The following is a 21,713-nucleotide window of genomic DNA, read 5'->3' as shown; positions in this document are numbered from 1 at the left end:
CAATGCATTGTTATTCAAATGAAAGCTAATTTCCTGAAACTCATAAACTGATTGTAGAAAAGTGATTTTATGGCTACATGTTTTTTATGCTGATCTAAGTTTTCAGGTATAAACAGATGCCCGACAACAGTCATCTTGTACTGGTTTTTGAAACTAACCTGATACATCTGTATGTTCTCGCTTACCTTAAAAGTGGTATGTTTTTTGGTTTTATCTGTTTCATTGTTATCATGGTTTTTGATCTGCTTCTTTTTTCTGATTGATTTGAGTAGAAGCATGCCCCAACATCATCATAGACGCTATTATAAGTATGAATTGCTTTAATTTATTTTTCATGATTCTGATTGATATATTTATTCCAGTTCAAACCTGACAGTTACATTTCCTGACCCAAGAGCAGAGGCTAATCCCGAAGCATTTTCAATACGTCCAAGTCGTGTATAGCTATATGATGTTGAAAAAGTTTTGTAGAATAACACCAATGTGTTAGCCCCATACAAAAGCAAATCTCCTGTTTGGATGATTTCAGGATTTAATGCCTTAAAAGGCATATTGCCTGATAAATCAAAATATTTTTCATTACCATTCAGTTCAATCATATTGATACTCATTGGCAACTTTACTTTGAATGCAGTTACTGTTGAATTATTGTACAATGAGGCGGTGAAAACATTGGTTCCAACTGTTATTTTTAGTTTTGTTGTATCTATATGCTCCATGTTATCGGAATTGTTTCCTGATTCAATAGTATCCTTATTGCAGGCATAAAGTTGAATATAGATTAAACTCAAAAAAATTGCGGGTATGATTTTCATTTTGATAAATCTTGAATTAAATATTCTTAATGTGCTTTGCAGGAACACCACCTACAATCGTATTGTCCGGCACATCTTTAGAAACAACTGCTCCTGCTGCTACAACTGCATTTTCACCTACGGTTACTCCTGGTAATATCGTGGCACCAGCACCAATCCAAGCGTTCCGTTTTATAGTAATGGATTTTGTGACTAAGGCTCTTCTGTCACTGGGATCTAAAGGATGGTTTTCTGTGATCAAATTAACTTTCGGCCCAATCAAAACATAATCTTCTATCGTAATGCCGCCCATATCAAGGAATGAACAAGCATGGTTGATAAAGACATTTCTTCCAATTCGAGTAAACTTCCCGAAGTTGGTATAAAACGGCGAAAATATAATGGTGCTGTCATCGATCTTAGCTTCGATGACAGCACTCAAATAATGACGTATTTGATCAATGTCAGTAGCCGTATTGAGCTTTTGGGAAAGTTTCATTGTCCTGCTAACCACCTCATTGATCTTTGCATATTCAGGATCGTTCAGTCTTTTGGGCTTTCCAGCTTTCAGCCTCTCGAAAATATTTGCTGCTATAACTTCCATACACTTTAATTATGTGATTTATTGTAAAGCAAAATTAAAGCAAAAGCCTCATAGCGACGTTGCTATGAGGCTCAACTTACATTTCTGAGAAGCTCAGGTAAAACAACAGAATCCTATACTTCGGTAGGAGGAATGCCGTATTGTTTCTTAAATGCAGTGGAGAAATGCGACGGATTTTTAAAACCTACCTCCACACATACTTCCTGTACTTTTTTACCTGCTTTCAATTTGGTATAGGCAGCTTCCAACCGTTTTTTGATCAGCCATTTTTGCGGACTAAGGTTGCTGATCTTTTTAAAGTCCCGTTTGAAGGTCGCTAAACTACGACCAGTATAAGCTGCAATCTGTTCCATGGTAAGCTCATCCATATAGTTTTCGCCCAAAAACCCCATCAAGTCCACTTTCCATGGTTCGGTAAAGTCAAATAATATTGGGTAAAAAAATTCGCCGTTATTTAGCAACGCATAAATTCCTTCCTGTAATTTTAAATTTGCTACGCTTTCAGAAGGTTTCATATCTTCGTCAAAATAAGGTTGAAGTGATTGAAATAAGCTAGTCATATCAACACGAGGTTTTATCCTGAATACATTATCATCTGGAATAGTTAAATTTTTGGGGATATCAGCCATGTTCATTTTACTGTAAAACTCGCGCAAAACGTTACGTTTAAAAGCAAGGGAAATACCCTTATACAGTTCTTCACCATTGCTATTCTTATACATCGTAAGCCGGTGATTGCGCCTGATAAATGCACATTCACCAGCTTTTATCGTAATTTTTTTGTTCCTATCCTCTATGACCTGTTCCCCTGAATACAAATACACCAACGTATGCTCAGGGGTAGCATGAATACATTTTTCACTATAATCAGAAAAGCATGACAGAAATATACCCGAATAGCTTATCGTTCTTAATTTTTCTGTCTGTTCCATATCATGTCTATGAATTATCTATTGAAATACGACAAAATTAATCATTCAGCCCTATGAAATCTTTATTCTACGGCTCATTTATTCTTGCTCATAAGCTCATTACTATGTTATTTTTCAGGATAGATACTTTTTCCTTTTGTTAAACTAATCCGGAGAAAATTAAATCAAACGGACGCCATTAAAGCCTACTTTTCATTATTTGACGATGGGTGGTGGGGAATGGAAAAAAACTGCAAACATCTTTCAATTATTTGCCGATACATCAAATACAAAACACTTAATTGTAATTGTTGTCTAACTAATTTGGCTTGTTTATAACAAAATCATATTATTACGTTTACCTATAGCAGTTACCGTTAAAAACTATGCAAAGTAAATGAATCTTCAAAAAAATAAGATAATGAATAAATTGCTCTTAATTGTTGCACTGCTAGTGTCTACATCGAAATTATTCGCGCAACCGCAAGATGATAGTTATCAATATAAAATTGATTTATTGAACGAGAAAAACAACAAAGTAAACGTTTCCTTTATACTGCCTAAAAACAATCTTCAACGGGGTAAATTTGTTATGCCTAAGCTAATTCCCGGTTATTATGACGCACTGAACCTTGGTCAATACATCTCAGATTTCCGGGCTTTTAACAAGAATGGAAAAAGTATCGCAGCTAAAAGATTAGATACAAATACCTGGATCGTATCCGACTTGAAGAATATCGCCAAAATAAGCTATAAGGTATCTGGCGGCTGGGAGCATCTCATGCAAAATACTTCTAATGGAAAATCCACCGCGAGTATGTTTAAAAAAGATAGTGTCTTTATCATAAATTATAGTTCCCTGGTAGGTTATTTTGAGGAGATTAAAAATAGAACCTATAGCGTCACACTAAAGAAAAACAGAAAATTCTTTCCTTCATCCGCTTTGGATTATATCAGTAAAAACGATACAACAGATATTGTTTCAGCAAAAGATTACCGTCACCTGGTCGATGCCCCTGTACTTTATTGCTTGCCTGATACCACGTGGATAAAAGTAGGGAATACAAATGTCCTTGTTTCTTTTTATTCAAAGGAGAACCGGTCTTATTCAAAAACCCTGGCCACCAAAATAGAAACAATTTTAAATAATCAGCAGGCATACCTGGGAGGTAAATTGCCAGTTAATAAATATGCATTTCTGATTTATCATGAAAAAATCCCCAAAGGAATGATGGCTGATGGCCTTGAGCACAGCAATTCAACAATGTGCTTGTATGGTTCGAATACTTTAGATAGACTTCCTGAGGCCTTAATGGGCGTTGCTTCGCATGAATTTTTTCACATATTAACTCCACTCAGTATCCATTCTGAGGAAGTACAGAATTTCAATTTTCTTAATCCCAGACTATCCAGACATCTTTGGCTTTATGAAGGCATGACTGAATATGCTACAATACATATGCCCATAAAGCAGCATATGATTAACATGCAGGAGTTTATTAAAAATATTGAAGGAAAAATTAAGGGTATGGACAAATTTAATAATAAACTGTCTATGACTGAGATGAGTACTAATGCCATTAAAATGCAGGACCAGTATATGAATTTTTATCAAAAAGGGGCTCTGCTGTGTTTATGCCTTGATATTCGTTTAAGAGAACTTTCCAATGGAAATATGGGGACCCAAGAATTGATGCAGAAGCTGATTAAAAGATATGGTCCTGAAAAACCTTTTAAAGATGAAGATTTGTTTAACGTAATTACAGTATTGACATTCCCTGAGATTCGTCAGTTTTTTAAAGATTATGTAGAAGCAGGAAGACCAATTCCTTTGAAAGAGAGCTTGCTAAAAGTCGGCCTTGATTACAATGAATCAGCAAAGACTGTTCTTGAAATTAAGAACCCTTCGGCCAGTCAGCTTTCAATGAGAAAAGCATGGATAAATCAATAAATATTGATAAAATATGATTTATAAAGTCTATTTAATTCGTGATAATGTCAATAGAAAAAATTAGTTACTTTCATTCAGACAAACCTCAAACAATCGGACTGCCCCCCGTAAGTTATTGTGCCAATCAATTGCACCTATCACCCAATTATTTCGGCGATCTTATAAAGAAAGAAACCGGCAAAACACCTTTAGAATATATAATAGCCAAAGAAAGGATATTTTACCCGTTCCTTCAAAAAAACACAGGATATACACCAAATCAATACAGGATATTGAATTGATCAATGGAAGCTCTCCTTCATTCAGAATGCCATAAGATCATTTAAAGCTTGAAATATACTCATTGGATATTCCGCTATTCTGTTGCATAGATATAAGTACCATTCTTTTCCATAGACAAAATAAAGCTTAGTCTGATAGCCTTGGTCTTTAAGTAAGAAAAGTTGATCATTGCATATACCAAATAGACTTTCGAACTCATAATTTTCCTTTGCAGGTTTATGTTTCTGAATTAATAGCTGGGCTTGCGTCTGTATTTTACTGTCATGCGTTGCAATTGAACATTTATGGTTTTGCGCGAGTAACTGATCTACATAATCCAGATAAATTTCATCTAGCTTTTCACCTCTGGGTATAGAAAGTCCTTCCGTTGTTTCAAACGCTCCTTTTACAATTCTGATCCTGCCTGTTTCCTTTTTAATCTCATCAAAATCATCTTTTGTTCTGTATAAATATGCCTGCAAGGTGAGTGCAAGATGATCATAATTTTTTATTGCTTTTTTATAGATGTCAATTATAGCATCTGTTCTCTCAGTTCCTTCGGCACTAATAATAACTTCAATATTTGATTTAGAGGCTTGATCACATATAGACTGCAAATTATTTAAACAGAGATCTTTTGACACAGCTAACCCTATATGAGACAGGTCAAGAGATACTGTAGCATTCAAATCTTGCAGCCTTATTTGTTCACAGATACGAATAAATTCCTGCGTAGACTCATTTGATTCTAGTTCTGTTCTGGTACTTTCACCCATAAATTCCATTGAGAATTTTTGGTTGTCAAAAGCCTTCGATTTAACAATAGTATCTTCCAATGTTTCACCTCCAATATATCTGTCAGCGGCCTTCTTGAAAAGCTGGAATAAGACAGGGTTATTCAGTACATACGCCTTCGCATCTTCATTTAATGCTGCCTTTCTTAATGCCTGGGCACCAATTTGCAATAAGTCTTTATCCATTATAATTTTTCTCTATGATGAATTACAATAATAGGATTTACAATGAATGCCCATTTCACATGAAAGTAAAATCCACAAAATATTATTACCATATCATTCAGACCTGATTTAATTACAAAAGATAATAAGGGCCTAAAGCCGCCCTCTTAATTTTTACATCTTTTCAAATGAGTTTCCCCGGTTTTTCAAGCCACTTATTCCTATAAAAACCAATAAGATTGCCACAACAATATAACAAGTATAGGCTACAGCTGTGCTGCCATTAGTATGATTATTGGATACAGAAATAGCCAATAATCCCCAAACCCCTACTAATCCGTATTCGCGAAGATTGCGTACACTAATCATGAATACATTGATCAAACCTGCTATACAAATCATAACAATTGTCCAGATAACATTAGAAATGCCCCACCCACTCCAATTGACTTTAGTCAGGAACGCGGCAATATTGGCAATTAAAGCGACAGTAATCCATCCAGAATATAATGCAAAGGGCCAAAACACGAAGAGATACATTTTAAAGGGATAAGCATCCAATTCCATACGTGTATTAGTAATAATTTTCAATAGGGAAATTAGTAAAACAGCCATAATAAGAACCGATGCCCCCGTATAGTCATATAACCAGGCAACAACCCAAAGGGAATTGGCGCAACAGGAAAGCACAAACCACCAACCTATTTTCAAGAGTACCGAATCTTCTTCTTTATCTTGAAGAAGATTACGCCATGAATAAAATACAAAACCCAATAAACCGAGATAAATAAGTCCCCAGATTGAAAAGGCATAGCCTGCCGGTGTAAAATAATTGAAATATTTATCAGATACAGTTTTCATGGTATTGCCATTCAATATCCCGGCATTAGAAAGATAGTTGATTAAAATCGTGACAATTAGAGCGAAGCCATTAGCTATTGCGAGTGTTTTTTTCATATATAGATTTGATAAAGTATATTATTCTCCATAAAAATCAAGTGGTTATTTTGGTTAACGATGGCTGGCAATATTTTTCATCATTCCTTTAAAAATAAAAGCATGAAAGGGTAAGACTGAATACCAATACAGCCGGCCCGCTAAACCCAGCGGGCGAAAAGTAGCAGTTTGTACAAACACATTTTCCTTATCTATTTTAAATTCCAGCCAGGCCTCACCAGGCAATTTCATCTCGGCATATAGCAGCAACCGCCGATTTTGTTTATCTGCAAGAATCACCCGCCAGAAATCGATGACACTACCAGTCGACAGGCTGTCGGAGTTAGTTCTCCCTCTTTGCAAACCCACTCCCCCAAATAATTTGTCCAGAAATCCCCGAATATCCCACAGCCAATCTGCATAATACCAACCCGTTGATCCTCCTATAGACCAAATATTATGTAACGCTCTTTCAGGGTCATCTACTTTCATTGATCGCACATCTTTAAAACATCCTTCCTGAGGAACTGTAATCAGCTTTTTAAACCTATCGGGGTAATCATCATTATTCATCGCGTCCCTCCAGCTCGATATGACCTGATTCTGTTCAATTTTTCCGAATGCCAGTTTTATGGACTGTTCATACTTCATGGTGTCAATACCCAATTTTTGCGACAGATCATTGGACTCTGCAATAACATCAACTTTCATACTTTCCACTAAATTACTTGCTAAAGGGTAAGAAGTAGAAGTAACAAAATAAAGCCAATAGGAAGATAACCTTGGGGTCATTACCGGAACGATAAAGATACGCCGTTTAAGCCCCCTCACTTTAGCAAACCTCAGGAGCATCTCTTTATAGGTAATCACCTCCGGACCTCCAATATCATATGCCTTATTAAAAGTATACACCTTCATCAGTACCCCTTCAAGAAAACGAATTACATCCCGAATACCTATTGGCTGGCAACGCGTATTGAGCCATTTTGGAGCAATCATTACCGGAAGTTTTTCTATAATGTCCCTGATAATTTCAAAGCTGGCGCTACCAGAGCCCACAATAATACCCGCCCGTAAAGTAGTTAATGCATATTTATCAGATTTCAATGTTTCTTCCACATTTAAACGGGAAAGTAAATGTTTGGATAAATTTCCGCTATTAACAATTCCACTCAAAAAGACAACTTGTTTTGTACCAGTCTGTTCAATGGCATATTTAAAATTACTAGCGGTTAATAGTTCCGCCTCAGAAAAATCATTTTTTGTGGATGACATAGAATGCATCAGGTAATAAGCAACATCTAAGTCTGAAGGAATATCAGCAAGGCTTTCCTTTTTCAGAAAATCAATTTCAATCACCTCTAAATCAAAACCTGCAAATTTGTCCTTATCAAAGCGGTTCTTATTTCGGACACAGCAAACAACCTGATGCTGATGTTCCAGCAAAACAGGAAGCAGACGCTGAGCAATATAACCGGTTGAACCTGTTAGCAATATCTTCATTTCCGTAGGATAAATTATAATTCAATAAGTGATTTAGTTTCTATTCCACATTTGCATCAATTCATATTAGCACAAAAATAAACTATATTAGTATATATTTGTATTATTAATAGTAAAACATTGAGATCTACTATATACGACAATTAACTGACTGAATGCCAAACAAATTGAAACAAGAAGTATTAAAAATAGCCGTCATCGGTTCTGGATTTGCCGGCATAAGTTCTGCAGCTTACCTGGCAAAGCAAGGTTATCAGGTAGATGTTTATGAAAAAAATCGAGAAATTGGAGGAAGGGCACGTCAACTCATCACAAAGAATGGTTATGTATTTGATATGGGGCCAAGCTGGTATTGGATGCCTGAGGTATTTGAAAAATTTTTCAATGATTTTGGTCACAAAGCTGAAGATTTCTATGAATTACAATTGCTTGATCCTGGCTTTAGTGTAGTTTTCGGCGCTAACGACGTGTTGAACATTCCTGCTAACTTCGAAGAATTATGTCAATTATTTGAATCTATAGAAATCGGAAGTGCAGAAAGCTTAAAGCGTTTCCTGAGTGAGGCAGAATATAAATATAAAATAGGAATGGAAAAGCTGGTTTATAAACCAGGGCTTTCCTTATTAGAATTTGCAGACCCAGCATTGATCAAAGGCTTGTTTAAATTACAGGTGTTTACCTCTTTTAGTTCTCATGTAAAAAAGCACTTCAAAGATCCTAGACTCATTGCGTTAATGGAATTTCCTGTTCTTTTTCTTGGGGCTATGCCTGATGATACACCCGCATTATATAGTCTAATGAATTATGCTGGTTTAAAACTTGGCACCTGGTATCCCAAAGGTGGCTTTGGAAAAGTAATCCAGGCCATGAAAAATATTGCTGAAAAGCAAGGTGTAAAATTTCATACCAATGCAGCTGTAACTGCACTTGAGGTACAGGGAAAACACATTGTAAATCTAACATCCGAGAAAAACACTAAACATTATGATGGCATTATTGCCGCCGCAGACTACCATCACATTGAAGAGAAACTGCTGAGCCACACACATAGAAATTATTCAGAAAGATATTGGGACAACAGAGTTCTTGCCCCCTCCTGTCTAATCTTTTATTTAGGGGTTCGTACAAAAGTAGGTCGCTTAAATCATCACACACTTTTCTTTGACGAGGATTTAAAACAACATGCGCACGAAATCTATAAAGAGGCTCAGTGGCCTTCCAAACCTTTGTTTTATGTATGCTGTCCAAGTGTCTCCGATCCCACCGTTGCACCTGATAAACATGAAAACCTATTTATTTTAATGCCACTGGCTCCGGGTGTAAAAGATCCGGAAACGATTCGAGAACAATACTTCAATACAATCATGGACCGGCTCGAAGCTTATACTGGAACCCCGATCCGTCAGCATCTGGATTATAAAAAAAGCTATTGCGTAAGTGATTTCATGGCAGATTACAACTCTTATAAAGGAAATGCTTATGGATTGGCTAATACACTGATGCAAACAGCCAACCTCAAACCATCGTTAAAGAATAAAAAAATACACAATCTGTTTTATGCCGGGCAACTCACTGTACCCGGCCCCGGAGTTCCTCCCTCTATCATTTCAGGGAATGTCGCAGCTCAACAACTCATAAAGTACTTAAAGAAATAAACCATGAAAGAAATATTTGACAAGTTATCGGCACAATGCAGCAAAATGATCACTAAACGTTACAGCACAAGTTTTTCATTGGGTATTTATTTTTTGGACGAAAGACTTCGTCACCCTATTTATTCCATATACGGATTTGTAAGACTGGCCGATGAAATCGTAGATAGCTTTCATGATTATGACAAAGTAATTTTACTTTCAAAATTTAAAAGAGATTGCTTTGAGGCCATAGAAGACGGAATAAGCCTAAATCCGGTGCTCAACTCTTTTCAGCAGGTTGTGAACAAATACCATATCGATAAAGAATTGATAGAATTATTCCTTCAAAGTATGGAAATGGATCTCAAACAAGAATATTATACGCCTGAAAAGTACCATCAATACATTCTTGGTTCTGCACAAGTAGTAGGTCTCATGTGTTTACAGGTCTTTACTGAAGGGGACAAAATACAGTATGAAAAACTAAAAGATTCAGCAATGAAATTAGGTTCTGCATTTCAAAAGGTAAATTTCCTCAGAGACGTAAATGCAGATTATTATACCTTAAGCCGTACTTATTTTCCAAACGTGAACTTATCTGCCTTTTCCAACATTGAAAAGAAGATCATTGAACAAGAAATAGAAGCAGACTTTAAACTAGCCTTAACCGGAATCCGGCAATTACCTTCATCATCCAGAAATGGTGTTCATCTTGCCTATATTTATTATAAGAATTTATTTAATAAAATCAAAAGCAGTACTGCTGAAAAAGTAATGTCAGGAAGGATTCGTATTTCCAACGCACATAAATTCGGGTTGATGTTCGACTCCATCATCAGGTATAAAACAAACACGATATGAAGGCCACAGTATTTTTAATTCTGCTGCTGTTTACAACGAAAACCTATTCAGCAGAGCCGGAAATTCAGGAAGTAAAAATCTTGTTCAGAGCCTCCGCAAATAATAAAGTTGTGGCAGAGCGACTTTTAAAACTCCTTTCTACTGTAGACCATACCTCTCCTCCTCTTTTGATCTGCTATAAAGGTGCTGCCGAGATGATGCAGGCAAAACATAAATCTAACCCAATTAATAAGTTCGTAAGATTTAAAAAAGGAAAAAAATTGATAGAAGAGGCCGTAAAAAAGGAACCACATAATCTGGAAATACGTTTTTTGAGATTTATGATTCAAACAAACCTTCCTGCCTTCCTTAGCTATCATAACGATATAAATGAGGATAAAAAGTATTTGCTGGCTAACCTAAAAACTACAAAAGATCAAAAACTGAAGCAAGATATCCTAACCTATTTGTCCAATTCTAAATTGCATTAAAATGAATAGCTGGATTATTTATTTATTCATTACAACAGGCACCTTTATTTTTATGGAAGGCGTCGCCTGGTTTACCCATAGATTTGTCATGCATGGTTTATTATGGATATTACATAAAGACCATCATCAAAAAAAACCTCATTTTTTTGAAAAGAACGATACCTTTTTTCTAATCTTTGCTACCCCAAGCATTCTCCTGTTTTTCTTTGGAGCTAAATCAGGGTTCAATTGGATGTTTTACATGGGACTGGGTATCTTAATATATGGCATCGCTTACTTTATCATACATGATGTGGTTATCCATCAACGCTTCAAATGGTTTTCACGAAGTAACAACAGGTACATCAAAACCATTAAACGCGCACATAAAATGCATCATAAGCATCTGGACAAACACCATGGGGAATCATTCGGTATGTTATTCGCCTCCAGAAAATATTGGCAGCAGTCTCAAGAAAAACAATTATGAAGCACTTTGATTATATTATTGCAGGTAGTGGGTGTTCCGGCCGTAGTTTGGCTATACGCATGCTGCCTTATCTCAAAGCTTCTAATAAACAGCTATTACTTGTAGATAAATCCCCAAAAAAAGGTAATGATAAAACATGGTGTTTCTGGGAAAAGCATATGGATGTATTTGAACCAGTGGTATACAAAAAATGGAATCGTTTATCCTTCTCCAGCTATTTTATCCGTCAGGAATTAAATATCTATCCTTATGAGTATAAAATGATCCGGGCAACAGACTTCTATACCTATACTGACGAAAAACTATCAGGGAACCCTCATATCACAACAATAAAAGGAAATGTAGAAAGGCTCTATACAGAAAACGAACAAGCCTATGCAATCATTGATGGAGAAGTCTATAGTTCCGATTATACTTTCTCCAGCATTCCACCTATCCAGAACAAAAGACCGGAACGTTACCAATATTTGCTACAACATTTCATGGGTTGGATCATAGAAACAGAAAACATTATTTTTGATGCTGAATGTGCAACCCTAATGGATTTTAAAACTCCTCAGCAAACAGGAACATCATTCGTCTATGTGCTGCCAGTAAGTCCAAAGCTCGCTTTAGTAGAGTATACGGTCTTTTCCGAACAGGAATTGGCAACTGAAGATTATACCACCGCTTTAAAACAATATATCCACGAGCAACTGCATTGTGAACAGTACACTATTAAAGAGCAGGAATATGGGGTAATTCCAATGTCTGACCATCCTGTCCAAAGACAACAAGGCCGGATTATTTATCTTGGTACTGCCGGCGGATTTACGAAGGGATCTACAGGTTATACCTTCCGCTTTATACAGAAACATACCGCCGCTATTGTGGAGCGGCTAAAGAAATCCGGAAATCCGATTATTCCATCAATTTTTCCAAAGAGATTTAAAACTTATGATGCTACCCTTTTGCATTTACTCGGCAGCGGACGCCTTTCCGGTGAAGAGATCTTTTCAAAGTTGTTCAAAAAAAACAAGGCAAAACAAATTTTGAAATTTCTGGATAATGAGACCTCTCTAATTGAAGAGATGCATATCTTTAAAACCTTAAATAAAAAGGAGTTTGCAATTGCATTATTAAATCGAACCCTAAGAATAATAACTTAACTATTACATTAAATCAACTGAATCATGTTATACGACTTAATTAACGAACTGGTCACTCTGGTGAAAATATATGAAAAAGAGTCTGTTCATACTTCACATGATCTAAATACATTCAGGCACTGGCTCGATCAGCATTCTAATCACAATAATGATTTACCAGAACCGGAATGGGAAGGAAAAGAAAAAGGACGGTCTGCAGATAGTGTAATCAATACTTCGCTGGTACATCTTTACAGATATGCAAAAATACATGCAAAAACGGCTATAGTGAATACTCCTTTTTCAACTCCTGACGAGTTTATTTATTTAATCAGCTTAGTTTCATTTGGAAGTATGAGTAAAACTTCACTCATCCGACTAAATATTCATGAAAAATCTGCCGGAATACAAATCATTAACAGGCTGATTAAAAATGAATGGGCAGAACAGCATGCTTTAGATAGTGATAAACGAAATAAAATGATCCATATCACTCCAAAAGGGAAAAAACTCCTGGATGAAAGCATGGGAAATATTAGAAAAGCATCTGCTCAAGTGACCGGACCACTTTCGCACAACGAGAAAATGAACCTTATAAACATCCTTTTAAAACTTGAAAAAGTTCATCAAATCGAATCAAACGGGATGTTTTGATGTTTACCAATAAAAAACCCAGAGAACAGTATAAAAATGTATTTACTTGTGAGCGTTGATTAATAGTAGCGATACCATAGTTGTAAAGGAATACAAGAGAAAAAAATTACTAAAAAAACTTACTTCTTCTATATACTGCGGGAGTCTGCCCCGTTTTTGATTTAAAAATCCGGTTAAAAGCCGCTTCCGATTGATAACCTACGCTTGCTGCGATTTCTGATATATTACAGTTCTCTGTTGTCAATAGCTTTTGAGCTCGCCTAATGCGCCAATTAGTTAGATAGCTCAACGGTGTTTCATGCACCATCTTTTTAAACTGATTAAAAAAAACCGAACGCGACATACCAATTTCCGATGCAAGAGATTCAAGCGTCCAATTGTTTTGGGGCGACTCCTGTATTAGTTTTAGGGCCTTACTGATCCTTGGGTCATTTAATGCAGAAAGAAAACCGCCAGCTGGCAATACCTGTTCTATATATGCTCTGATGATATTGATAAACATAATTTCTGACAAACATTTCAGCATTACGCTGCTTCCCGGCCCTTCGTTATTGAGTTCTTTCAGCATTAGTTGTGTCACTTGCTTTAGTAACAGCTGGTTTTCTGTCTTGTATTGCTTAATATGAATAATTGAAGGCAAATCCTTTAAAAAAGGATGTAAGGACTGGTAATCAAATTCAAAATGGCCGGCTATAAGTGTAGTTACATCACCACCACTATTAAAAATAGGTATCCCTTCCCTGCGTGCCTTAACGAACTGTGGTGAAGGTATACGTAAACTTGTAGGTTTATCTGCTATCCAGTGAGCACTTCCGTGAGGCACAAATACCAGATCGCCCTCTACCAGTTCTATGATACGACCATCAGGTGCACCAATAGTACAACTACCACTCACTAACCGCCAGAACTGCGAATTTTCATCCTTAATAATATCAAGTCCCCACGGGGCCGCGAGGGGGAATTTACTATAAACAACACATCTTAGCCCGGTTGCCTCTAATATTGTACTTAAAGCGTCCATTTAATAAATTGATACGATTGAGCAAATATACAACACTATCTAACACTTTAAGTGTCAAATGGTGAGCTACCTTTAGATTATTAATTAATCAAGAAACAAATGACAACTCAGGAATTAGCCAATCGTTATTACGATCTCTTTCAGCAAAGACAAGTAGTACAAATTTATGAACAACTTTACAGTGCCGACATTGTTTGTACCGAACCCGAGCATGCTTTGGCAATGGGCGTACCTACCATAACCAAAGGTATTGAAGCGGTTCTAGTAAAATCAAAGGCCAGGCAGGAACTTATAGAAGAGGTACACAGCTTTTTTTGTAGCGAACCTGTAATTGGAGGTAATTATTTTAGCGTAGCCATGGGCAGGGACATGACTTTAAAAAATGGACAGCGCTTACAATTGGCAGAAATTGCAGTTTTTGGCGTAAAAGACGATAAGATCATAACCGAAACCTTTTTTTATTAGAAATCAGTTATTTTTTCAAACCAATAAACTATTATAAGCTTTCACATCTTAAAAAATGCAATTCAACTTCTGTTCGCGCTCCACCTCGCGGAACGCGAACAGAAATTCAACGAAAATTAGAAAACCATCAGAGGGATGAAATCTACAAGTATGTAAATCCCCAAGGCCGGGTTGAATTCGAACTATTTGCCCAGGCGTAATTTCACAAGTTGATTTTATCTGCATACACAGTACAATTAGAATGAATGTTTGATTTGACAAAGTCCTCTTCCTTTAAAAGGCGGAACATTCATAAATGAAAGGAAAGTATTTTTAAAATAGCAATGGTATTTTTCATAAGATAATTTGAAACGATAATGTTGGGTTTCTTCTAACCTATTCCCTATTCTTGCAAAGAATTAATCGACTAAATTATTTATTCCAGAATATGAAAAATAAATTCCCTGAAAACAATCAAATTGGAATGGTTTCTACTTTTTCTGAACTTATAAATACCAATTTTCAAGGAGCTATTAATGCAATTTGCTGGTCCAGAAATTTAGTTGGAGATTTTAAAGAAATTGTGTCTAAACTTCAATTAAAAGAGAACATTACAGAAGTTTTCATTGAAGACCTTTTAGCGCTTCAATTATCAGAAAAAGGTAATATGGCAAGGGAAACTATCTTAAGTGATTTACAGTTATTAGCAGATTTCGGAGCATCGCCTTCACTCAATTTACTTAAAAGTTACGAAAGAGATGAGGAGTTAGACTTCATTTCAACAGATGTATATTCTTATCATATAGATCGTTCAACTATTGGAACGGATACATTTTTATGCACCTATCATGGTGCTTCAAGTGAAATCTTACCCAATCATCAGGTTGAACAAAAAATATTGATTCCTGAAATCCGGGAAAAACTCAAAGAATTACATAACGGTTCAGAAGCGGAATTTGAAACCTTTTTGAAGGAATATTATTTCGATCTGCATTATCAACCTAAACCCAATATTCAGCCAATAATTTTAGGATTAGGTCATCTTTGGAAATTAGCAGTAGATCATCCTGAACAAAAAGTTTTACCATGTGTTCATCGGGCACCTATAGAAAATGACGGTGAATATCGGCTGCTTCTGATTTGTTAAATGATGATTTGAAGTATACAGGTTTTTTACCTCCCAAAACACTAACAATAAACACATTACAACACATTATCATGTTTATTAATCAGGCTTGCCTACAGGAGGATTGAGTGGCAATGGCTGTCTCTTGAATCAACTGGTTAAACAAAATGTACCCAGGCAAATCACCTTTACCGCATTGGTACTGGAAACGGTAAGTTATTACGCGACTATCATGCCCTGATCGGCATAGTTTTTCTCTTCTCCTAAAATACTTGCATGACATTAACATTTTGATGAAACTGGCACAGGGCACCTGCAGGTTATCAATGATGACGATGAATTTATTGGATTTAGATCAAAATCATCCGTCTTAATGGATTATAGGCAACTATTAAAAGAATATTCTTAATATCCAGTCAGATTGCATTATTCTAGATTCACAATACCCTTTCTATATACTTTCAACTTCTTAAAGTGCGATGGCGTTAAGCCTGTAATCTTTTTAAACTGATTGGATAAATGCGCAACGCTGCTATAGTGCAGTTTATAGGAAATCTCGGTGAGGGATAACTCATCATAAACCAGTAATTCTTTCACACGTTCTATCTTATGCATTATGATATAGTGCTCTATGTTAATTCCTACCGTATCAGAAAACAAATTAGCTAAATAGGTATAATTATGGTTTAGTTTTCCACTCAGATAATCAGAAAAATTAATTTTCTGTTGCTCATCAGCATAATGGATTAGCTCCACTATTACTTTTTTGATTTTTTCTATCAAAATACTTTTTTTGTTATCCATTAACTCTAAACCGTACTTCAAAAGAGCCACATCAAGTTCTTCCAATTGGGCAGGAGAAATATTTCCCAGGATCTCTATTTCACCTAATTCTACGACTACAAAATGCAAAGAAAGCTTTTTCAGCTCCTGTTTGACAATCATCTTGCAACGGATACAGACCATATTTCTGACATAAAGTTTCATGATTGTACCTATTTATTAAATATGTAGGATTGTCTGGATTAAGATCTGATTGAAATGTGGGAGAATAAACAGCTCTATACCTTAAGCTATTTTATAGCTATTACTGTAATTAACCGACAAAAAGGGTAAATGTTTCATTTTTAAAAAGATAAGCCATATTTAAGCGTATTGTAAAAGACAAAATTCATTTCACAGGTGTGAATAATGTAACTTATTCATCAAGTTGTGTAACACTGCAAAAAAATGGAACCTCATCTTTATAATGTTTACTGTTATCCTATTGCCGTGAACTAAATCTCGTTTCCAGGTAAAGCATGATGCATATACATTTATTTATTCCAAAAAAGCAGATTATGGATCAAAAAAATAAACAGGATGAGCTGAATATTAGTGAAATAGAAAAAGGGAAGTCGCACATTATCGTGGAAATCATTGAATATGTACCAAATGCGGTAGTTATAAAGACCATCATCAAAAAATCTACTGGCAACATCAGCATTATGTCTTTTGACAGTGGGGAAGGATTGACTGAAAAGATAACCCCTTTTGATACGTTCGCCCAGATCATTGAAGGAGAAGCTGAAATTGTTATCGACCAGGTCTCCAACCATCTTAAATCTGGGCAAGGTATTGTCATTCCAGCCCATCTTTCCAGTTTCATCAAACCAAACGGACGGTTCAAGATGATCCAAACCATCATCAAAAGTGGTTATGATTAATCAAAACTAAACCATGAAGAGAGAAAATTCCATGTATGATAGTTCAAAAAACTGCTTACTGACGATAAACGGAGGCTCATCAAGTATTAAATATGCTTTGTATGAAATGGATGATTCACTTAATCAATTGCTGGTCGGTGAAATGGAAAATATTGGAAGCAGTAGTACAAACCTCAACTTTATGCGTTCTGGTGGAGAACGACAGCGCCAAATTGGTATCAAAGTGGCAAACCACTGTGAAGCTGCGGACTGGCTTGTTAACTGGCTTGCAAAGGAGACCGAGTTTGTCCAGATAAAGGCAATAGGACATCGGATAGTCCAGGGAATGAATCATGGATCACCTGAATTCATTACTGCAAAATTGATAATGGAATTAAAAGAGATCAGCGCCTACGATCCAGAGCACCTTCCCGCAGAGATCAAATTGGTAGAAGCATTTAAAAAGCACTTCCCGCAGTTGGATCAGGTGGCTTGTTTCGACACGTCTTTCCATTCCTCAATGCCCAATATCGCAAAACTATTGCCCATACCACGTAAATATCAGGTTAAAGGAATCAAGCGTTATGGTTTTCATGGCCTTTCTTATTCTTATCTCATGGAAGAATTTGAACAGATTGCAGGCGCTAAGGCCTCAATGGGTAAAATTATCATGGCACATTTGGGCAGCGGAGCAAGCCTTGCAGCAGTAAAAGATAGGAAAAGCATGGACACCAGTATGGGTTTTACGCCAGCATCCGGCTTAACGATGAGTACCCGCACAGGCGATATTGACCCCGGCGTTGCCTGGTATTTAATAAAATCGGAAAAGCTTTCCCCTAAAAAATTCAACCACCTGATTAATCATGAGTCGGGTCTATTAGGTATTTCAGAAACTACAGCCGATATGCAGGAACTGCTAAACATACAGCAACACGATCATCGGGCTGCAGAGGCTGTTGAGCTTTTTTGCTACCAAACGATCAAATGGATTGGCGCTTTTGCTGCTGTACTTGGTGGTTTGGACACACTTATATTCTCTGGTGGTATAGGAGAGCATTCACCTGAGATTCGCGAACGGATCTGCAAAGGGCTTCAATTTTTAGGGATTGAACTAGATGAAACTAAAAATATCAAGAATGAAACATTCATTTCAATAGGTACCGATAAGGCATCCGTTTGGGTGATCAAGACTAACGAAGAATTAATGATTGCGAAATCAGTATATAAACTTTTGAGTTATAACATTAAAAATTAATATTTATGGAAACAGCAACAATAAATACAGTGGCAGCACCCCTATCCCCTGAGTTACTTAAAAATATGGATGCTTACTGGCGCGCTGCTAATTACCTTTCGGTAGGACAGATCTATTTATATGACAACCCACTTTTGAGAGAGCCTTTAAAACTCTCCCACGTTAAACCGCTTGTTGTTGGACATTGGGGTACCACGCCGGGGCAAAATTTTATTTATGTGCATTTGAACCGCATCATTATTAAGTATGACCTTAACCTATTTTATGTCGCCGGTCCAGGACACGGTGGACCGGCTATCGTAGGAAACGTTTATTTGGAAGGTACCTGGAGCGACGTTTATCCAGACTTTACAAGAGACGAAGCCGGGATGAAAAAATTATTCACCAAATTTTCGTTCCCCGGTGGTATTTCGAGTCATGTTGCACCAACGACTCCAGGCTCCATCCATGAAGGTGGAGAATTGGGTTATTCGCTTAGTCATGCCTTTGGTGCTGCATTTGACAACCCAGATCTGATAGTGGCCTGTGTTATTGGCGATGGCGAAGCTGAGACTGGCCCCCTGGCAACAGCATGGCAATCCAATAAATTTTTAAATCCAATCACGGATGGAGCGGTGTTGCCCATTTTGCATTTAAACGGATATAAAATTAGCAATCCCACTTTACTTTCCAGAATCGAACATGAGGAATTAGAGAAGTTTCTGCAAGGTTGCGGTTGGACACCGTATTTTGTGGAGGGTGATGATCCGCAAACTATGCATCAATTAATGGCAGGTGTGTTAGACCAGGCCATAGCAGACATCAAGCAATATCAGGAAAATGCACGAAATAATAATGATAATACCCGCCCGCGCTGGCCAATGATCGTGTTACGCTCACCAAAAGGTTGGACAGGTCCAAAAGAAGTTGATGGTTTGCCTAATGAAGGAACATTTCGGTCACACCAGGTACCTATTCTGGTAGATATCAAACATCCCGAACACGTAGAGCAACTGGAGATCTGGATGAAAAGCTACAAGCCCGAGGAACTATTTGATGAAAACGGCACACTTATACCCGAACTAGCTGATTTGGCTCCGAAAGGCAACCGGCGTATGGGCGCAAATCCACATACCAATGGCGGTATGTTATTGCGCGATCTCTATATGCCCGATTTTAGAGACCATGCTGTAACTATACCTTCGCCAGGTTCAGTACAGCTTGGAGATACCACCATATTGGGAAAATTTTTCCGGGATATAATTAAGCTCAACCGAGATAATTTCCGTGTATTCGGGCCGGATGAAACCCTCTCGAACTTATTAGGTGCTGTATTTGAAGTTAGTAACCGCCAATGGGATGCAAAAAAAGAAGAAAATGATGAGTTTTTAGCGCCATCAGGCCGGATAATGGATGCACAACTGAGTGAACACCAGTGTCAGGGGTGGCTTGAGGGGTATTTACTTACTGGCAGACACGGCCTTTTTAATAGTTATGAAGCCTTTATTCGTATCGTCGATTCTATGTTCAGTCAACATGCTAAATGGTTGAAAGTTACTAAAGAATTGCCATGGAGGCGCAATATAGCCTCGCTGAATTATTTGCTTTCTTCGCATGTGTGGCAACAGGATCACAATGGTTTCACTCACCAGGACCCGGGATTTCTTGACCATGTCATTAATAAAAAAGCCGACATTGTCCGGGTATATTTACCACCCGATGCCAATTGCCTTTTATCAGTTTTTGATCATTGCCTACGCAGCAGGAATTATGTAAATGTGGTTGTTGCCGGTAAACATGCGCTGCCTCAATGGTTAACGATGGATGCTGCCGTAATTCATTGTACTGAAGGTATTGGGATATGGCAATGGGCAAGTAATGACCAGGAATCGGAACCAGATGTGGTTATGGCGAGTTGCGGAGACACCCCTACCTTAGAAGTACTGGCAGCTGTTTCTATTCTTCGCAAACATTTACCCGATTTGAAAGTTCGGGTAGTTAATGTTGTTGACCTGATGAAACTACAGTCTGCCAGCGAACATCCCCATGGTCTGAGCGACCAGGATTACGATTCGCTGTTTACCAAAAATAAACATATTGTTTTTGCATTTCATGGTTATCCGTGGTTGATCCACCGTATAACTTATCGTCGTACTAACCTTAATTTGCACGTTAGGGGATACAAAGAAGAAGGTACTATCACTACTCCTTTTGATATGCGCGTACAGAATGAGCTGGACAGGTTCCACCTGGTTCAGGATATTGTTGACCGTGTTCCGAATCTTGGCGCTAAAGGAGATTACCTGAAGCAAATGATGAAAGATAAACTTATACAACATAAGCACTTTATTGATGCCCATGGTGAGGATATGCCGGAGATACTTAATTGGAAATGGAATCAAAGCGATGATAACTGAGAAACTTACAGATACCGCCCGGGCCCAACCATTGTCGGGATATGAGCATTCGGTTTATTTTGATTAAGAATAGAACTTCATTTGAAAATTCCAGGAAAATCACCACGGTCGTTTTTGATAAAACCGGAATGCTTACTAAATCAGAACATCCTATTGCGACCGGTATTCTAAAAAAAGCTAGCGATCTAAAGATAAGTACGCCACCGGTCAAAGATTTTAAAGCCATTACCGGCCAGGGTGTAGAAGCTATAGTTGAGGATAAGAGCGTATTAGTGGTTGGCCCAGATTATTTAAAGGAAGAAAGCATAAATGTGCCTGAAGGATTTAAATCTAACGACACGGAAACTGTAGTTTTTGTCATCATTGATCACAAACTTGCCGGATACATCGCTCTATCAGATAAAATACGCCCAGAATCAGTTGGCATTATAATGGTAAACAGTAACCCGAATAATAATTTTAGTTTCCTCAGGGCCTCCTACCCCATTCAACAACATTTTTCAATGAAGTTTCTATTTTCTTCTTTTGTGCATCAGTAAAATTTTCGGCATAAACCATCTTCTACTTACTTTTTTCATAACTGTAAAACTTAATACCACAGATACCGATAAGATACAAGTTTTGTTTATCAGAAATTAGATAAAAAACCATC

The 21,713-nt window shown here is 37.1% G+C and carries 22 protein-coding genes; 13 read left to right on the top strand and 9 right to left on the bottom strand.

The window, feature by feature from the left end:
* Positions 1-14: 14 nt before the first annotated feature.
* The 4 genes from HDF25_RS05785 to HDF25_RS05770 form a co-directional block, all read right to left on the bottom strand.
* The gene (locus HDF25_RS05785; RefSeq protein WP_184623708.1) at positions 15-278 is read right to left on the bottom strand and encodes a hypothetical protein; all 264 of its coding nucleotides are present in this window, start codon (positions 276-278) and stop codon (positions 15-17) included.
* 75 nt (positions 279-353) lie between these two features.
* Complete coding sequence (locus HDF25_RS05780) at positions 354-815, bottom strand: cyclophilin-like fold protein (RefSeq protein ID WP_184623706.1); 462 nt, start codon at positions 813-815, stop codon at positions 354-356.
* A 16-nt stretch (positions 816-831) separates the two neighbouring features.
* Positions 832-1,398 (bottom strand): DapH/DapD/GlmU-related protein, encoded by a 567-nt coding sequence (locus HDF25_RS05775; RefSeq protein WP_184623703.1) that lies wholly within the window; start codon positions 1,396-1,398, stop codon positions 832-834.
* A 113-nt stretch (positions 1,399-1,511) separates the two neighbouring features.
* Positions 1,512-2,330: an AraC family transcriptional regulator gene (locus tag HDF25_RS05770; RefSeq protein WP_184623701.1), complete on the bottom strand. Its 819-nt coding sequence runs from the start codon at positions 2,328-2,330 to the stop codon at positions 1,512-1,514.
* Between the two features lie 400 nt (positions 2,331-2,730).
* Here HDF25_RS05770 and HDF25_RS05765 point away from each other — a divergent pair, with 400 nt between their 5' ends.
* Positions 2,731-4,260 carry a peptidase M61 gene (locus HDF25_RS05765; RefSeq protein WP_184623700.1) on the top strand — a complete coding sequence of 510 codons (1,530 nt, stop codon included), beginning with the start codon at positions 2,731-2,733 and terminating at the stop codon, positions 4,258-4,260.
* A 302-nt stretch (positions 4,261-4,562) separates the two neighbouring features.
* On the opposite strand, the gene HDF25_RS05760 is transcribed toward HDF25_RS05765, so the two are convergent.
* The 3 genes from HDF25_RS05760 to HDF25_RS05750 form a co-directional block, all read right to left on the bottom strand.
* A complete protein-coding gene (locus HDF25_RS05760; RefSeq protein WP_184623698.1) occupies positions 4,563-5,501 on the bottom strand; it encodes a proline dehydrogenase family protein in 939 nt (312 codons plus the stop codon).
* 153 nt (positions 5,502-5,654) lie between these two features.
* The gene (locus HDF25_RS05755) at positions 5,655-6,437 is read right to left on the bottom strand and encodes a tryptophan-rich sensory protein (RefSeq protein ID WP_184623696.1); all 783 of its coding nucleotides are present in this window, start codon (positions 6,435-6,437) and stop codon (positions 5,655-5,657) included.
* A gap of 54 nt (positions 6,438-6,491) precedes the next feature.
* Positions 6,492-7,919 carry an SDR family oxidoreductase gene (locus tag HDF25_RS05750; RefSeq protein WP_184623694.1) on the bottom strand — a complete coding sequence of 476 codons (1,428 nt, stop codon included), beginning with the start codon at positions 7,917-7,919 and terminating at the stop codon, positions 6,492-6,494.
* 155 nt (positions 7,920-8,074) lie between these two features.
* On the opposite strand from HDF25_RS05750, the gene HDF25_RS05745 reads away from it, so the two are divergent.
* The 6 genes from HDF25_RS05745 to HDF25_RS05720 are packed head-to-tail and all read left to right on the top strand — an operon-like array spanning position 8,075 to position 13,134.
* Positions 8,075-9,574 carry a phytoene desaturase family protein gene (locus tag HDF25_RS05745; protein ID WP_184623691.1) on the top strand — a complete coding sequence of 500 codons (1,500 nt, stop codon included), beginning with the start codon at positions 8,075-8,077 and terminating at the stop codon, positions 9,572-9,574.
* Between the two features lie 3 nt (positions 9,575-9,577).
* Positions 9,578-10,414 carry a phytoene/squalene synthase family protein gene (locus HDF25_RS05740; RefSeq protein WP_184623689.1) on the top strand — a complete coding sequence of 279 codons (837 nt, stop codon included), beginning with the start codon at positions 9,578-9,580 and terminating at the stop codon, positions 10,412-10,414.
* On the top strand, positions 10,411-10,884 hold the full coding sequence (locus tag HDF25_RS05735; RefSeq protein ID WP_184623687.1) for a hypothetical protein: 474 nt from the start codon (positions 10,411-10,413) through the stop codon (positions 10,882-10,884). The genes HDF25_RS05740 and HDF25_RS05735 overlap by 4 nt, the downstream gene beginning before the upstream one ends.
* Position 10,885: 1 nt before the next feature.
* Positions 10,886-11,353 carry a sterol desaturase family protein gene (locus tag HDF25_RS05730; protein WP_184623685.1) on the top strand — a complete coding sequence of 156 codons (468 nt, stop codon included), beginning with the start codon at positions 10,886-10,888 and terminating at the stop codon, positions 11,351-11,353.
* On the top strand, positions 11,350-12,501 hold the full coding sequence (locus HDF25_RS05725; protein ID WP_184623683.1) for a lycopene cyclase family protein: 1,152 nt from the start codon (positions 11,350-11,352) through the stop codon (positions 12,499-12,501). The genes HDF25_RS05730 and HDF25_RS05725 overlap by 4 nt, the downstream gene beginning before the upstream one ends.
* 24 nt (positions 12,502-12,525) lie before the next feature.
* The gene (locus HDF25_RS05720; RefSeq protein ID WP_184623681.1) at positions 12,526-13,134 is read left to right on the top strand and encodes a MarR family winged helix-turn-helix transcriptional regulator; all 609 of its coding nucleotides are present in this window, start codon (positions 12,526-12,528) and stop codon (positions 13,132-13,134) included.
* A 109-nt stretch (positions 13,135-13,243) separates the two neighbouring features.
* Here the strand turns inward: HDF25_RS05720 and HDF25_RS05715 are convergent, their stop codons facing one another.
* Positions 13,244-14,155: an AraC family transcriptional regulator gene (locus HDF25_RS05715; RefSeq protein ID WP_184623679.1), complete on the bottom strand. Its 912-nt coding sequence runs from the start codon at positions 14,153-14,155 to the stop codon at positions 13,244-13,246.
* 99 nt (positions 14,156-14,254) lie between these two features.
* Between HDF25_RS05715 and HDF25_RS05710 the strand changes: the two genes are divergently transcribed.
* Positions 14,255-14,620 (top strand): SnoaL-like domain-containing protein, encoded by a 366-nt coding sequence (locus tag HDF25_RS05710; protein ID WP_184623677.1) that lies wholly within the window; start codon positions 14,255-14,257, stop codon positions 14,618-14,620.
* Between the two features lie 427 nt (positions 14,621-15,047).
* Positions 15,048-15,746 (top strand): DUF1826 domain-containing protein, encoded by a 699-nt coding sequence (locus HDF25_RS05705; protein ID WP_184623674.1) that lies wholly within the window; start codon positions 15,048-15,050, stop codon positions 15,744-15,746.
* Positions 15,747-16,151: 405 nt separating this feature from the next.
* On the opposite strand, the gene HDF25_RS05700 is transcribed toward HDF25_RS05705, so the two are convergent.
* Positions 16,152-16,712: a helix-turn-helix domain-containing protein gene (locus tag HDF25_RS05700; RefSeq protein ID WP_184623672.1), complete on the bottom strand. Its 561-nt coding sequence runs from the start codon at positions 16,710-16,712 to the stop codon at positions 16,152-16,154.
* A gap of 353 nt (positions 16,713-17,065) precedes the next feature.
* On the opposite strand from HDF25_RS05700, the gene HDF25_RS05695 reads away from it, so the two are divergent.
* From HDF25_RS05695 to HDF25_RS05680, 4 genes are read left to right on the top strand one after another with little or no spacing between them, the layout of a single operon-like run.
* Positions 17,066-17,431, top strand: a complete 366-nt coding sequence (locus tag HDF25_RS05695) for a cupin domain-containing protein (protein ID WP_184623670.1) — start codon at positions 17,066-17,068, stop codon at positions 17,429-17,431.
* Positions 17,432-17,444: 13 nt separating this feature from the next.
* Complete coding sequence (locus tag HDF25_RS05690) at positions 17,445-18,665, top strand: acetate/propionate family kinase (protein WP_260409328.1); 1,221 nt, start codon at positions 17,445-17,447, stop codon at positions 18,663-18,665.
* A gap of 5 nt (positions 18,666-18,670) precedes the next feature.
* A complete protein-coding gene (locus HDF25_RS05685; protein ID WP_184623668.1) occupies positions 18,671-21,061 on the top strand; it encodes a phosphoketolase in 2,391 nt (796 codons plus the stop codon).
* A 41-nt stretch (positions 21,062-21,102) separates the two neighbouring features.
* Positions 21,103-21,600 (top strand): HAD family hydrolase, encoded by a 498-nt coding sequence (locus HDF25_RS05680; RefSeq protein WP_184623666.1) that lies wholly within the window; start codon positions 21,103-21,105, stop codon positions 21,598-21,600.
* Positions 21,601-21,713: the final 113 nt, after the last annotated feature.

This window comes from Pedobacter cryoconitis (genome assembly GCF_014207135.1).
Taxonomy (GTDB): Bacteria; Bacteroidota; Bacteroidia; order Sphingobacteriales; family Sphingobacteriaceae; genus Pedobacter; species Pedobacter cryoconitis_D.
This window is presented reverse-complemented; position numbering and strand designations above follow the sequence as displayed.